Below are 15,286 nucleotides of genomic sequence, written 5' to 3'. Positions count from 1 at the left end.
CTTTTGACCCAGCAGATAGGGTGTGCGTGCCAGATGCCGCGACCAATGGTACGCAGCCAGCGGCTCAGCAAAAGCTGCAGGCTCCCACGGGACATGGCTGGACCGCGATCGCCAAATGATAACTCGCAAAATGACTTCCCACTTCCCTCGAGATGCAGGGTATCTACAAAGGCTACATGACCTCAACCACCCAGCATCCCAACCAAGATCGGCCAATCCGTCGCAATCGGGACGATAAACTTGATCGCGGGCCGTTCGTCGCCAGCCTCGTACGGACCCTTGTGCGAGACAGCAGGGATGCTCAAGGTAACCTAATTGGGCGGTCATCCTCAGGATTTGTCGTTGGCCTGACCGGCAAGTGGGGCTCAGGTAAGTCTAGTATCCTGTCGCTCGTTCAAGCCGAGCTGGGGACAATGGACAGAGTGATTGTTTCCTATTTCAATCCATGGCTTTTCAACGGCCGGGATGAACTCGTGCGCGGCTTCTTTAGCGGCCTTCGCGATGACATGGGGCGCAGCACCAGAGAGCATGGCCGGGACCTGGCTGAGGCCCTCGAACGTTACTGGGGCGCCATAGACCTTGCTGGGCACGCGGTAGCCGCAGTCGCTGACCTGCATGGCGCGGGCGGCGCCGCTACGACAGGCTGGGGTCTGTGGAGCAAGCGCACTAAGGATGCCATAGCAAAGCCAGAGGCACGTTCGCCCGAGGAGGAAAGGCGCTTTCTTGAAAAGAAGATCACGACGGCGAAGGTCGCAGTCGTCGTACTGATCGACGAACTCGACCGGGTAGAAGACGACGAAGTGCGCGCGGTGGCGCAGCTGATCAAGGCGGTCGGCGACATCGAGGGCGTATCGTATCTAGTCGCATACGATCCAGACCGGGTTGCCGACGCGCTCGGCCGCGGTGTCGGGCAAGATCGGCTCACTTCCGGTGCGCGATATCTGGAAAAGATTGTCCAGCTGCCGATACCGCTGCGTCCGCTATTCGAAGCGGATGTAGATGCGTTGCTCAAAGCGGAGCTCGAAACCTATGGGGTATCGCTTCCGGACGAGCAGCGAGAGAATCAACGCGCAATCTTTGACCAGATTAAGAGAGAGGTCACGACGCCTCGCGACATCAAGCGTCTCGTCGGCGCCTTCGCGGTGCTCGAACAAGCAACACGCGGGGAAATCGAACCTGTCGATGTCCTCGCCTACTCTTGGATACTGACTAAGGCGCCTGACCTACGCGAGGCGATTATGGTTCACTTCGACGGTATCGTCTCCGACGTGACCGACCGCACTCTCATCGCCGATTTGATGCGACGTCACAGCAATAATCAAAGGCCGCCACTCCCATCTGAAATCCTTGGTGAATGCGCATTGGCGCACCACGACCTGCTTCTTCTCCTATTTCCTAATTTCCGGGAAGACCAGAATGCGACCGGCAACGATGGAAACCGACTGGATCGCCGCCGTAACATGGTGCGCCTGCTATATCTTGGAAATCCACCAGGAGCGGTTGCGCGCAAAGATATCGAGCGAATTTGGCAGATGCGGGACGCCGCCGAAATGGAAGCAGCGCTACGGGCATTGATGGAAGCAGGCGAGTTGACTGCCTTTCTCGATCGCATGGACGATCTGATAGCGCAGTTGCCTGCCAACGGGGATACGTTGTTCTGGCCCGTACTTTCGCGTGCTTTGACCCGGTCACGCGACTGGATGACTAGCCCGGGGCCAGAGTATGCGCTGGTCGATGATGCTGCAGCTATGTTGACGCATCTGGCAATACGAGACCGAAAACAAGAGTCTCGCGTAAAGGCGGCTGTTGATGCTTTAATTGCCTCAGGCGATCTCGCGATTACTCCTACCATATTGCGTAAGCAGTTATATGTTAACGGAAGATACGGACAGGAATTGGTCAATAATGACGTTCTTTACACTAAATCGGAGGCGATCGATTTACTGCAGCGCGAAATTCCTCGCTATCGGGATGCCGTGCTCGACGGCACGGCGCTGCGTCGGCTTCCCAACCTAGAGGTGATCTATACTCTTGCGAACAACGAGTATTGGGGCAACGACCTTCGCGACTCTCTCACACATCAACTTGACGGCCGCGATGCGTTGGCAACGATGGCGGCGCTGATTTATCCCCCAGGTTACGGCAGCAGTTATGCCTCAGTCTCTCAACTATTCGACCCGGTTCCAGTCACCAAAGCTCTTGGTGAAGCGGATTTCACGACCCCTCCGCTGCAACCTTGGATCGATAATGCAGTCGGACAGCTCCGCGCTACGCTAGCAGGCCCTGACGATTCGTAGGTAATCGGCGACAAAGCCGACCATGCCTTCGACGAGATATAGTATGCGTTTTTGGCCGGCGTCCCCGCCGAGCAACAAACCTCGCTTTCAACCCCGAACTGTCGAAACGGTGGATAATGTTCGGCCGGGGCTGTCGGGGTAAGGCGCAGGTTTTGAAGCTTTCTGCGGTATGGCGACAGGCCCAACTGATCTATATGGATTAAATTCCGAGCTCGGCGCTAATCGGAATGACAGTTATGTTCACTTCGAACGTCAACAACGACCGGACCAACGAACGATAGCTGTTGACGGATCGAAGCGCTCAAAGGCACCTAGCAGCGGTGACTACTCCATCGTCTGACCGGTTCAAAAAACCTGTTATCGCAGCAATAGCGAAGCGCGCCGCGCATCGCTGTTCAAACCCAGATTGCATGGCAATCACCACTGGACCAACCGATCTCCCGGCCGGCACCGTAAATGTTGGGGAGGCAGCGCACATTTACGGCGCGCACCCTGGATCAGCGCGATATGACCCAAAAATGGTGTCTTCAGCGCGCTCCGATATCACAAACGCAATTTGGCTGTGCGGTAACTGCCATAAGCTGATCGACGATGATGAAGCCCGCTTTCCGGCCGGCATTCTCTTTGAATGGGTCAAGCAGCACGAGTTGGAAATTGGGCGGATGATCGGGAAGGCTGGGGCGGAAGCACGTCGCCGCTACGAGGTTCGTTACCTAGAGGAATTTGGTCGCATCAGTTATCGTGCCGAGCGTCTGCTTATCGAGAAATCGGACAACTGGGAGTACCGGCTTACGGCGGAGATGCTTCGCTATGAAATGTCGCCCGTGCTTCAGCGCTGGCGAGCATTGCAAAGGGGGCTGTACATGCTGCCTGCTGTTCCCGTTCCAGCGTCAGAATTCTTCCGATGGACAAGCTTGCGGATGGCTGAAATTCGAGGCATCGCGCGGGCATTCGGCGAATTGATGAACGTAGAGTTCGGGCGGTCGTGGGGCGACCGGAGCCTACCCAAAAGCTCTGGGGATGCGAGTGAAATCGTCGCGACGACCAGGCTATTTGCAGAGATGTGCCGCAGCGCATTGGTGTGGGAGGAAACTGTCCAATTCGCAAAAGTAGATGACATATTCAGTGAGATGTTGTCGCTCCTTGCCGGCGTAGCGGGCTACCTAATCGATGAGGCGGCGAAGGTGCCCGCTTTCTTATCAGAAATTCTGACCGAGGATCCAAAAGCAGGCGAACATCGGCTTTCGATCGTCCTTGGATTACCAGAAGGTTGGGCCGAAAAATTGGACAATGCTGGTGAGAGAGCTCTCCAGGCATACGATGCTGAGTTCGGGCGATAAGGCGGTATCATTGAACCAAACCAAGCAACGCAGCGTGCCATCGACAATCGTGGAGCTAGCCCGTCTCGCCGCGATCGAGTGTAGAAGTCGTGCTCGCGATCAAGGCGGCCACGACGCCAGCCGCGAAGCAGGCGGCCTATGCGGCGGTGACCTGGGCTCAGACGCTTTAACTGAACTCGACGAAGGTGGCCTCGCAAGAGATCGAGCGTCCGATGCGTACTGGACCCACAGGTTATTCAATCGGGTTCGGCTTCGAGCACATGGTAAGCTGTTGAAGTGATTGCTCCGAAACCGACTTGCCACTCACCCTTTAACCACGGACTGTGCCCTTCTGTGTTGAGCCCAGCCATCGCGTTTGCAAATACCTTCATTGTTTCGACAAGGTCCTTTGATTTGGGGGCAGTCAGGTTTCCTAGCGCCCCGTTGGACTGTCCTAACCACGCGTTTGCGCCATCACGGACGCCTACCGAAATCCATCCATTCGCATGATCGCCCGACGTGGGACCTTTTTGTCTTGCAGAGGCAGCAAGCTGATTGATCTGACCGTCGATCTGTTCGACTATTGAGTTGACGACAGGGATGTCACCCAAAATTGAATGAACCATTTGCGACGCCATCTGAGTAAATCCAGAAGTTGCTGCCTCCAAATTAGCTAACAACATGTCAAAGCTTGTGGCCCAATTCGCTTTGTAGGTTCCAGGCCCAAAGCCAGATCGGCAATAAGCCATCATCCCCTGCGCTAGATCCGCGCAAATCTTTCCTTCAGAGGTCGCCGTCTGTATCGGCCGCTGCGTCACGCTCAGGTCTGCATCGTCTTTCATGTATTTGACAAACCACCCATTCGACGCCGCAGCACCTGGCGGTGGCGAGGCCAAAGATGCATTGGTGACTTTCTTGTAATAAGACGCAAGACGCTTTCGAACGGCAGCGAGATCGGCCTCAAGATTAGGTTCTTGCGCAACCGCTGAGCCGACCGAACCGAAAGGCAATGCGACAGCAGCAATGGCAACCGCACCATTAACAATAACTAACCTTCGATTAATCATCGAACTCTCCCGGAATTACTAAAACAACTTCGTAATTAGTCATTACGAACGTACGCTATCGAAGTATTTCCGAAAATCAGGTTATAACACCCCCTGATTTCTCACCACGCCGCATCAGCCCCTTCTCGGCCCATCCAGCAGCTCATTCGCCGGCCGCATCCCCTTCATCAGCATATCCGCCCATTCCTGCGCCAGCTCGCGCCGCCGTTCCATGTGCCCGGCCCGATCGTAGGCGGCCTTCACCTGGTTCTCCGGGACGTGCGCTAGCATCAGCTCGATGATCGCCGGGTCCGCCATGCGCTTCTGCTTCACCGCGATCGCGTTCATGGTCGTCGAGAATGCCGCCCGCCAGCCGTGCGGGACGTGGCGGCCGAAGAACCCGACGCGGTTGTAGAGGTAGCCGATCGCGTTTTCGCTGATGGGCCGGTGGCTATGCCGCTGCCCAGGAAAGACCAGCCTTCCCCGGCCGGACATGCGTCGGATTGCTCTTAGCACCTCCACAGCCTGCCAGCAGAGCGGCACCAGGTGCTCGAACTCATCTTCCCCCTTCAGGTCGGCCACCAGCTTCATGCGCTGGGCCGGCACACGCCAGAGCGGCATGAACGGGCCGAAGGCTTCCCCCTCCCAGTCGATCCCCTCGAATTCCGACCACTCCGCGAATCGGACCATGCCAGGCCGAGCCTGCGTCAGCGCCAGGAAGCGCGATGCGAGCTTCGTCACCGGGTCTGCGCCCGATCCCTCTGCGGCGATCAGGACCTCCCGCGCTTCGTCCGGGTCTGTGATGGACGGCTGCTTCCCCTTCTTCGGAAGTGGCTTCAGCGCCTTGCCCACGACCGCCGCTGGGTCATGCGTCACGACGCCCTCGGAAATCGCGTAAGAGAAGACCGCCGAGATCCGCTGGCGCAGGCGCTTCGCCGTCTCGATGGAGCCACGGGCCTCCACCAGACGCAAGGTCTTAAGCACCGCCGGCGCGTCGATCGACACCAGGGCCTTCGCGCCGAGCGACGGGAAGACGTCGCGCTCAAGGCTGGTGATGACGTCGTTGGCATGGACAGGGGCCCAGCGAGGCTTCTGCAACTCGAACCAAGCGCGTGCGGCAACCTCGAATGCTACCTGCTTCGCCGCCTCCGCCTTCTCGCGCTCGGCTGCCTCCTTAGCCTTTTTCCGGGCGCCTGAAGGATCGATGTTTTCGCGGAGCTTTCGGCGCGCGTCGTCCCGCTTGTCTCGTGCCTCGGTGAGCCTGACCTCCGGATACGGCCCGAACGTCAACAAGCCCTCTTTCCCGAACAGACGATATTTCATCCGCCAGGTCTTCGAGCCCGTCTTTGAAACGTACAGGTAGAGCCCGCCCGAATCTGAAATCTTGTACGGCTTATCCCTCGGCGCCGCGTTCCGCACTTCCTTGTCCGTCAGCATATCTACCCCTAGGGGTATGATGCTCCCCCATCGCCAGCTTACCCCGACCTTTTACCCCCACATCACTCGGTTAGATCGGTGAAAGCTTGGGTAGATCGGGCAAGCTTAATAGCGGCAAACCCGCAAAAATGCGAGGTATTCTGGGCAGTTCTGGGAGTGTTTGTGAGGAGCTCTGGCGGAGAGGGTGGGATTCGAACCCACGGTACGGTTTCCCGTACACTGCATTTCGAGTGCAGCGCATTCGACCACTCTGCCACCTCTCCGCTAGAGATCGTGCTACAGTGGGGAAGCCCCACCGGGTCAAGCGAAGTGCGCCGCTAGCCCACTTGATCGACCTTGCCAAGCCCCGAATTGCACTTTTTCGGGAATGACTTGTCCATCCCCCGTTTCCCCCGCTTGTTTCACCCCGCTGCAAAACCTATATCGGGTCCATGAACAGGGCGTCCTTCTATTCCCCTCAGGCCGGACGCGTCATCGATGCTCCCAGGCAGACCCGGGCGCGATTCGCGATCGGCGATGTGGTTCGCCACAAGTTGCATGACTTTCGCGGCGTGGTTTTCGATATCGATCCCGTCTTCGCCAACAGCGATGAATGGTACGAGTCCATCCCGCTTGAGGTGAGGCCGGTCCGCGACCAGCCTTTCTACCACCTCCTCGCCGAAAACGAGGAATCAAGCTACGTCGCTTATGTAAGCCAGCAAAACCTGACGGAAGATGCCGAAGGTGGGCCAGTGGACCACCCCTCGCTATCTCAGATGTTTGAGGATTATAGCGACGGCCATTACCCGCTGCGGCATGGTCTGGCGCACTGATACAGCGCCTTCCGGTTGTTTGTGGCAGCTGGAAATGTCCGATTCCTACAGCGGCGGGGCAGCTTGCATACTGATGCCCTTGGCTGCGCGCCTGGAGCCCTGAAGCAGGCTGGAGACCTCCCCGGCCGGCACCGGACGCGAGAGCAGATAGCCCTGCACTTCGTGACAGCCGACCCTTTTCAGGAACGCGTACTGCTCCTGCTCCTCGACGCCCTCCGCGGTCAGGCGCAGGCCGTTGGCGCGAGCGAGGCTCACGATCGCCTCCACCAGCGCCGCACCGGGTACGGTGGCCACGGCGTTGACGAAGGAGCGATCGATCTTGATGCGGTCCACCGCGAAGTCGCGGATGTGGCTGAGCGAGGAATAACCCGTACCAAAGTCGTCCAGAGCGCAGGCGACGCCAAGGCGGCGCAGTTCAGATAAAGAGCGGGCGACATCGCCCGAGGCGGCCATCAGCGCCGTCTCCGTCATTTCCAGCTCGAGCCGTTCGGGCGATACGCCGTTTTCGGCCAGCACCTGGCTTACGGTTTCGACGAACTTGCGGCTGCGCAGCTGGATCGGCGAGACGTTGACCGCAACACGGAGCCCCGGCCATGCCCGCGCATCGCGGATCGCCCGGCGCAGCACCCATTCGCCCACCACTTCGATCAGGCCCGACTCTTCTGCCGAGCGGATGAAATCGGCTGGGCCAACGAGACCTTGCTCGGGGTGTTGCCAGCGCAGCAGTGCCTCCACCCCGACCATCCGCCCATCGTCCATCGCATAGATCGGCTGGTAGTGAACGCGCAGCTGCTGGTCGCAGTCGGCAAGGGCGAGGCGCAGTTCCCGGTAGCTCTCCTCGCGCGATCGCACGTCCACGTCCATGCTGGGGGTAAAGAACAGGAAGCGGCTGCGCCCCTCGTTCTTCGCCTTGTACAAAGCGATGTCGGCTTTGCGGATAAGCTCGGTGCGGTCGACCCCGTGTTCAGGGGCGAGGGCCACGCCGACACTGGCGCCAATGAAGGCCTGCGAGCCGGACAGGTCGAACGGACGCTCCAATGCGGCAACGACGCGCGCGCATATATGCTCGACCGCCACCCGGTCTTCCGGTTCGCTGATCAGAATCGCGAACTCGTCGCCGCCCAGCCGGGCGACCAGGTCGTAGCCGCGCACTTCGGCGATAAGACGACGGGCAACCTGGCGGATCAGCGCATCGCCGGCGGGATGGCCCAAGGTGTCGTTGACCTGCTTGAAGCGGTCGAGGTCGATATAAAGCAGCGCCAGCAGCGACTTGTGCCGGCGCGCACGCGACAGCGCCTCATCAAGGCGCTGCTCGAACATGGCGCGGTTGCCTAGGCCGGTGAGTTCGTCGTGCATGGCCCGGTGCTGGGCGTGGAGACGGCTTTCCTCTAGGTCGATGGTCCGCCGGGCAAGCCGACTGGCAAGGACGTAGATCACCCCCGTCGACAGCAGCAGCACAAGCGCCAGCATCGGCCCCAGCGCCGCCATCACCTGGCTGCCCGGCGCGAAAGGCTTCCACACCAGATAGCCGATCGTGCCGCCCTTCCGATCTTGCAGCGCTGCCGATCGGGTCCGGGTGTCGCTGTCCGGTGCGATCGCATAGTGTGCATCGTTCAGCCCGTACTGCCTGCCGACCCGCGTAAAGACGCTGTCGTCGAGGTATACCACGCCTATGTGCACCGCTTCCGTGCCCGGCACCTGCGGCAACTGCCCGCTGTCGCTGACAATCGGCTTGAGACTGATGATCGCGGGCCGGCCGCGCACGACCGCAAGATCCCCCTGCCCCGGCGAAAGCATGGCGGAGCGGGCATTGTTGCGCTTCTGAATGGTACGCGTAGCGCGCAATCTGACGACCAGCGGATCGGCCACGTCCTCGACCGCGATATAGCTTTCAGGCCTCGTTCGCTTGCTGCCGCGCATCGCATAGATTGGTCGGTCGCGCGGATCGAGGATATAGACCTCGTCGATACCCGCGTAGCCCTGGAACCAGATCCCCAGGTTGAGGTCCATCCACGCCATGTCGAGCGGGGCCTTGCGCACCTGGCGCACCGCCTCGTCCCAGACGGTGGATGATTCCTGAGCATGGGCCACCCGCTCCACCGCTTGCGACAGCACCAGCGACACCACTGCACGGTCACGTTCACGGGCGATGCGGTCCACCTCGCGACCGGACCAGTAGAGCAGGCCAAGGATCAGTACACCAACGCAAAGCGCCGCCAAGACGATCGGCGCGGTGAAACGCACGACAGTCTTGCTACGGTTTTCGCTTGAGACCTTGCTTAACGGCACATCCCATTGCCTGCACCAGAGCGAATAAATTTCCGTTAACGTACGGTGTACACTCGCGTTTTTTCACTTAGGCCCGGCTATTTATCCCTTTAACTTCCAACCTGACCGCAGAACGAGAAATACCACGCCGGCAAGCGCCGCGTCCAGCACGCCAAGGCCAAGCGCGCTGTGCAGCACGGCCATGTTGGTATCGCCGATGTCGCTCTGCCCCAGGAAGCCGAAGCGGAACCCTGAAATGACGTAGAAGAACGGGTTGGCGCGGCTGATCGCCTGGAAGGCCGGGGCCAGGTTGTCGATCACGTAGAACGTGCCCGACAGCAGCGAGAGCGGAGCGATGACAAAGTTGGTCACGGCAGCGTTGTGATCGAACTTCTCTGCCCAGATCGACGAAAGGAAGCCCAGCAGCGCCAGGAAAACCGATCCGCACAGGCCGAACCACAGAACGGCCCAGGGGTGCGCCATGGACAGGTCGACGCCCGGCCACAGCAGCATCGCGCCGGTCAGCGCCAGCCCCACCAGCACCGCGCGGGTGACGGCAGCGCCCACGATCGCCAGCATCAGCTCGCCCTCGGTAAGCGGCGGCATCAGGAAGTCGATGATCGTGCCCTGGATCTTGCCGGCCAGGAATGAGAAACTGGAATTGGCGAAGGCGTTCTGCATCATTCCCATGACGATCAGGCCCGGCGCCACGAACGTCGCGAAGTTGACGCCCAGCACTTCGCGGTTCGCCCGGCCCAGTGCAACCGTGAAGATCACCAGAAACAGCATCGTGGTGATCGCCGGCGCCCATATCGTCTGGGTCTGCACCTTGAAGAAGCGGCGAACCTCCTTCATATAGAGCGTCTTGAGCCCCACCCAGTTTACCTGGTGGATCACGGGCTCTCCCTTTGCCGGAAACCGGCCAGGAAGCGATAGAGCCGGATTGCCGTGGGGTTCCAGAATCCCGGGGGTGTCCGGCAGCTCAGTCGAATGGGGTTGATCGGCCATGGACCGGCGACTATCGGCTGAACGCTTCCGAGGCAAGCGGCGCCTAGGTATCTGGACCGATTCCCGGGAGTAATCCTGAAGAATGGTCCTCTTGAATGATGGAACTGGAATGAGCTGGACGGACGAGCGGATCGAGAAGCTGACCAAGATGTGGGAAGGCGGCGCAACCGCCAGCCAGATCGCGGAAGAGCTTGGTGGTGTCAGCCGCAACGCGGTGATCGGCAAGGCGCATCGCCTCGACCTGAAGGCGCGCCCTTCCCCCGTGAAGGCGAACGACAAGCCTGCCGCTGCTCGCCCGGCCGCGCCCAAGAAGGTCAAGCCGGTGGAAGCCGCGCCGACGCCGCCCCGCGCACCCGAGCCGCAGGCAGAAACGCCGCCCGCGCCCTCTTTCCAGCGTGCCGCTCCGCCGGTTGCCCCCGAGTCGCCTGCACCGCGCGCCGCCGAACCGGTCGCCGCGCCTGCCAGCGATACGCCTGCGCCGGTTTCGGACCGTCCGCGCGTCGTCTCGGTCGGCCCCGGCGGCTTCCTGCGCCAGGGCCCCGGCGATCAACAGCAGCCGATCCCGCCCGCGCCGCCGCGCCGCCTGATTCCGGCCAAGCCCAGCGCCGAGATCGCCGGCAAGACAAGCCTGCTCGACCTCAACGACCGCGTCTGCCGCTGGCCGATGGGGCACCCGGGCGAGCCGGACTTCCATTTCTGCGGCGACAAGGTGAACCCCGGTTTCCCGTACTGCGTCGATCATTGCGGCCGCGCCTATCAAGCGCAGCTGCCGCGCGGTGCCCGCCGTGCGCCCCCGCCGCTGCCTTTCGGCGGCCCGCGGGTCCGCTGATCCGATGATGGGCAGGCGGCTGTCGAAGCTGGCGGCGCTGATCGCGCCGCTCACGCTTTCGTTTTCCCCTGCCACTGCGCAGGAGTCTCCCGCAGCCCCTGCCGCCGCGCCCGCACCGGTGCCGACCGAGTACGTCTACGTTGCTCTGACGGTGCCTCAGGGCGTCATCACGCTGGCGCTGGACAAGACCCATGCCCCGCTGACCACGGCCAATTACCTGAAATACGTCGATTCGAAAAAGATGGACGGCGCGGTGTTCTACCGTGCCATGCATTTCGACTACGACCACGAACAGGGCCTGCTGCAGGGCGGGGTGCGCAACCCCGCCAACCTGCTGCCGCCGGTAGCCCATGAACCGACCAGCAAGACCGGCATCAAGCACGTCGCGGGCACTGTCTCGATGGCCCGCTTCGCTCCCGGCAGCGCCACCGCCGACTTCCTAATCCTGCTCACCGACATGACCTCGCTCAACGCTGACGAAGGCAACCAGGGCAAGGACCCCGGCGCCGGCTTCGCCGCGTTCGGCCACGTCGTCTCGGGCATGGACGTCGTCAGGAAGATCTGGAACGCCCCGCTCTCCCCCACCAAGGGCCAGGGCGTGATGAAGGGCCAGATCCTCGAAAACGAGGTGAAGATCGTGACCGCGCGCCGCACCAAGGCGCCGCCGACCGCTCTCTGAGCGCTGCGCCTGCCGAAACCGCGCTCATCTCTGAAACACGGACTATGCGGGCTAGCGGATGGCCATCACAGGCTCATTTCCTGACCGGGATCGCAGGCGGCGAGCCGCTGACCTCCCCAACCCAGAAATATCCATCATAGTCGCTGCTGACGCCCTGCTTCGCATCCGAAGCGAGCGAGACATGCGGAGCGCCCCGGAAATCCGGGTCCGGCAAAACCTGATGATCGGCGCAATCTATGGCATCATCGTGGATGGGCTTGCCAGCTTCCGCCTTATAACCAGCCTTCAACCCGCAATTCCACGCGGTCCCGCCCGCAGATTTCATTCGCAGCGAAATGACGGATCCGGCATCGATCAAGCGCATCGCCATGGGCTCGAACATGACCCCTACGGTTTCGACGGCGCGTTTCTGTGCATGAAGTCCCCCGACGAGGATCAGCGCCATGTCGTATTTCGATGCATGGAACGCGGTCACTATGTTTTCAGCCTGTGCCGCTTCGTGAGGGCCTTGCCCCGGTAACTTGGCAAACCGGCGGCGTTGCTCGTCATCTTTTTCGCCATTGAACGCGGCGATACCGATTTCGGCGCCGGCTGCCTTCAAGGCATTAAGATCCACCAAAAGCTGGAACATCGCCTTGCTGGCAACGCCATCACGTCGGCCGCTCCAGCCTGCCGCGCCCAGCGCATCTGCAAACTGAGAATGCGGCAGCGCCCAAGCCGCCTGAAACCGCGGATCGACGCCCGCATCAAATTCCACGCCGATCAAGACCTTCTTGCCGCTCGCAGCAAGGGAACACGCCACGCGCCCGACGAACGCCGGGGCCTGCCGAGTGCCGTGAATTTCACCGAAAATCACGAAGTCCGGATTGCGCTGGTCTATTGAGGCCCAACCCTCGGGCAATGTGCAATCCGGCATGACAGGGCGAGCCAAGTCAGCCCGGTTGTGCGCAGGTTCGACAGGACCGGCGGCAGGGGGCCCAGCGCTTGCCGCACTGAGATGCATGCTTCCCAACAACAGCCCCAAGCCGATCCCTGCCACCGTCGGCATGTCGCTATCTCCACACGATCCATCGCAATCGCCCATATCCTTGCCTACCGCGCAAGTTGGCGCAACTGCAAGCCGATGTCGGCGCAGGATGATCTGGGCTGGCCGCCAGGCGCTCAGCTCCAACGAAAAAGGGCCGCGCTTTCGCGCAGCCCCTTCCTGTGTTTCCTTGCGGAACCTGGACCTGATCAGTCTTCCTTGAGGAAGGCCGGCAGGTGATCCGGGTTGCCGCCTTCGCTGCCGCCGCGCGGACCGCGATCGCCGCCACCGCGGGGACCACGATCACCGCCGCCGCGAGGGCCGCGATCACCACCGCCTTCACGGCGCGGACCACGACGGTCACCGCCGCGATCACCGCCAGCGCGCGGACCACGGTCGCCGCCTTCACGCGGTTCGCGTGCCGGACGGGTATCTTCCAGCTCGGCGCCGGTCTCCTGGTCGACGACGCGCATCGACAGGCGAACCTTGCCGCGCGGGTCGATCTCGAGGACCTTGACGTAAACCGCCTGGCCTTCCTTCACGACGTCGGTCGGCTTTTCCACGCGCTCGTTCTTCATTTCGGAAACGTGGACGAGACCGTCCTTGCCGCCCATGAAGTTCACGAAAGCGCCGAAGTCGACGATGTTGACGACCTTGCCCTGGTAGACCTTGCCGACTTCCGCTTCTTCCACGATACCGAGGATCCACTTCTTGGCGGCCTCGATCTGCGCGGTGTCGGAGGACGAGATCTTGATGATCCCCTCGTCGTCGATGTCGACCTTGGCGCCGGTCTCGGCGACGATCTCGCGGATGACCTTGCCGCCGGTGCCGATGACGTCACGGATCTTCGACTTGTCGATCTGGATCGTCTCGATGCGCGGGGCGTGCGCCGACAGTTCGGTACGCGAGGAACCGAGAGCCTTGGTCATTTCACCCAGGATGTGCGCGCGGCCGGCCTTGGCCTGCTCAAGCGCCTTGCCCATGATCTCGCGCGTGATGCCCGCGATCTTGATGTCCATCTGCATCGTGGTGATGCCGACTTCGGTGCCCGCGACCTTAAAGTCCATGTCGCCGAGGTGATCTTCGTCACCCAGGATGTCGGAAAGAACCGCGAAGTCCTTGCCTTCCAGGATCAGGCCCATGGCGATGCCCGAAACCGGGCGAACCAGCGGCACGCCGGCGTCCATCATCGAGAGCGAACCGCCGCAGACGGTGGCCATCGAGGACGACCCGTTCGACTCGGTGATGTCCGAGAGAACGCGGATCGTGTAGGGGAAGTCTTCCTTGGCGGGCAGCACCGGGTGCAGCGCGCGCCATGCCAGCTTGCCGTGGCCGACTTCGCGGCGGCCCGGAGCGCCGAAGCGGCCGACTTCACCGACCGAGTAGGGCGGGAAGTTGTAGTGCAGCATGAACGACGAGTACGACAGGCCTTCCAGGCCGTCGATCATCTGTTCCGATTCCTTGGTGCCAAGGGTGGTGGTGCAGATCGCCTGGGTTTCGCCGCGCGTGAACAGCGACGAACCGTGGGTGCGCGGCAGGAAGCCGACGATCGCTTCGATCGGGCGAACCTGGTCGAGCTTGCGGCCGTCGATGCGCTTGCCATCCTTGAGGATGGCGCCGCGAACGATTTCCGCTTCCAGCTTCTTGATGGTCTTGATGGCGACCATCTGCGTCTGCGGGGTTTCGCCCGAGAACGCTTCCTTGGCCTTGGCGCGCGCGGCGTTCAGGGCATTGGAGCGGGCCGACTTGTCGGTCAGCTTGTAGGCTGCGGTGATGTCCTTGCCGACGGCCTTCTTGAGCTTCGCCTTGATGTCGGCGGTGCTGTCTGAGAGGTCGACGTCCCAAGGCTCCTTGGCGGCCTTTTCGGCCAGGTCGATGATGAGGTTCACGACCTTCTTGATCTCGTCATGCGCGAACACGACGGCGCCAAGCATGACTTCCTCGGTAAGCTCCTTGGCTTCCGATTCCACCATCATCACGGCGTCGCCGGTGGCGGCAACGACCAGATCGAGTTCACCGTCCTTGAGGGCGGCGTCCTGCTTGGGGTTCAGCGTGTATGCGCCGTCGACATAGCCGACGCGCGCAGCGCCGATCGGGCCCATGAAGGGAACGCCCGAGATCGTCAGGGCGGCCGAGGCGGCGATCATCGCGAGGACGTCGGCTTCGGTGTCGCCGTCATAGCTCAGAACCTGGGCAATGACGTTGATTTCGTTGTAGAAACCTTCGGGGAACAGCGGGCGGATCGGACGGTCGATCAGGCGGCTGGTCAGCGTTTCCTTTTCGGTCGCGCCGCGCTCACGCTTGAAGAAGCCGCCGGGGATGCGGCCGGCCGAGGAGAACTTTTCCTGGTAGTGAACGGTCAGCGGGAAGAAGTCCTGGCCTTCCTTCACCGACTTGGCGGCGGTAACCGCGCAAAGCACCACGGTTTCGCCGTAGGTGGCGAGGACTGCGCCGTTCGCCTGGCGGGCGATGCGGCCGGTTTCCAGGGTGAGGGTCTTACCGCCCCACTCCATGCTTACGGTCTGTACGTCGAACATTTTCGAATTCCTTGACCCACCGGCCCTATT

General features: G+C 61.4%; 11 protein-coding genes and 1 tRNA gene. 5 read left to right on the top strand and 7 right to left on the bottom strand.

Annotated features, from left to right (window positions below):
• Window positions 1–152 precede the first annotated feature (152 nt).
• Entirely contained in the window at window positions 153–2,297 is a 2,145-nt protein-coding gene (locus V474_RS16205; protein WP_059152469.1) for a KAP family P-loop NTPase fold protein, read from the top strand.
• A gap of 410 nt (window positions 2,298–2,707) precedes the next feature.
• Window positions 2,708–3,637, top strand: a complete 930-nt coding sequence (locus V474_RS16200) for a hypothetical protein (protein WP_201786048.1) — start codon at window positions 2,708–2,710, stop codon at window positions 3,635–3,637.
• A gap of 236 nt (window positions 3,638–3,873) precedes the next feature.
• Here the strand turns inward: V474_RS16200 and V474_RS25655 are convergent, their stop codons facing one another.
• The 3 genes from V474_RS25655 to V474_RS16190 form a co-directional block, all read right to left on the bottom strand.
• Window positions 3,874–4,683 carry a hypothetical protein gene (locus tag V474_RS25655; RefSeq protein ID WP_148649421.1) on the bottom strand — a complete coding sequence of 270 codons (810 nt, stop codon included), beginning with the start codon at window positions 4,681–4,683 and terminating at the stop codon, window positions 3,874–3,876.
• Window positions 4,684–4,797: 114 nt separating this feature from the next.
• A complete protein-coding gene (locus V474_RS16195) occupies window positions 4,798–6,099 on the bottom strand; it encodes a tyrosine-type recombinase/integrase (RefSeq protein ID WP_059152467.1) in 1,302 nt (433 codons plus the stop codon).
• Window positions 6,100–6,272: 173 nt separating this feature from the next.
• Window positions 6,273–6,362 (bottom strand) — tRNA-Ser (locus tag V474_RS16190).
• A 168-nt stretch (window positions 6,363–6,530) separates the two neighbouring features.
• Here V474_RS16190 and hspQ point away from each other — a divergent pair.
• Complete coding sequence (gene hspQ, locus V474_RS16185) at window positions 6,531–6,911, top strand: heat shock protein HspQ (protein ID WP_059152466.1); 381 nt, start codon at window positions 6,531–6,533, stop codon at window positions 6,909–6,911.
• 45 nt (window positions 6,912–6,956) lie between these two features.
• Here hspQ and V474_RS16180 read toward each other — a convergent pair whose 3' ends face one another.
• Window positions 6,957–9,200: a putative bifunctional diguanylate cyclase/phosphodiesterase gene (locus V474_RS16180; RefSeq protein ID WP_236711290.1), complete on the bottom strand. Its 2,244-nt coding sequence runs from the start codon at window positions 9,198–9,200 to the stop codon at window positions 6,957–6,959.
• 81 nt (window positions 9,201–9,281) lie between these two features.
• Window positions 9,282–10,187 (bottom strand): ABC transporter permease, encoded by a 906-nt coding sequence (locus tag V474_RS16175; RefSeq protein ID WP_059152465.1) that lies wholly within the window; start codon window positions 10,185–10,187, stop codon window positions 9,282–9,284.
• A gap of 109 nt (window positions 10,188–10,296) precedes the next feature.
• On the opposite strand from V474_RS16175, the gene V474_RS16170 reads away from it, so the two are divergent.
• On the top strand, window positions 10,297–11,016 hold the full coding sequence (locus tag V474_RS16170) for a GcrA family cell cycle regulator (RefSeq protein ID WP_059152464.1): 720 nt from the start codon (window positions 10,297–10,299) through the stop codon (window positions 11,014–11,016).
• Window positions 11,017–11,023: 7 nt separating this feature from the next.
• Complete coding sequence (locus tag V474_RS16165) at window positions 11,024–11,695, top strand: peptidylprolyl isomerase (protein ID WP_148649436.1); 672 nt, start codon at window positions 11,024–11,026, stop codon at window positions 11,693–11,695.
• A gap of 73 nt (window positions 11,696–11,768) precedes the next feature.
• On the opposite strand, the gene V474_RS16160 is transcribed toward V474_RS16165, so the two are convergent.
• The gene (locus V474_RS16160) at window positions 11,769–12,779 is read right to left on the bottom strand and encodes a hypothetical protein (RefSeq protein ID WP_148649420.1); all 1,011 of its coding nucleotides are present in this window, start codon (window positions 12,777–12,779) and stop codon (window positions 11,769–11,771) included.
• Window positions 12,780–12,928: 149 nt separating this feature from the next.
• Window positions 12,929–15,256 (bottom strand): polyribonucleotide nucleotidyltransferase, encoded by a 2,328-nt coding sequence (pnp, locus tag V474_RS16155; RefSeq protein WP_059152462.1) that lies wholly within the window; start codon window positions 15,254–15,256, stop codon window positions 12,929–12,931.
• Window positions 15,257–15,286 lie beyond the last annotated feature (30 nt).

This window comes from Novosphingobium barchaimii LL02 (assembly GCF_001046635.1).
Taxonomy (GTDB): Bacteria; Pseudomonadota; Alphaproteobacteria; order Sphingomonadales; family Sphingomonadaceae; genus Novosphingobium; species Novosphingobium barchaimii.
This window is presented reverse-complemented; position numbering and strand designations above follow the sequence as displayed.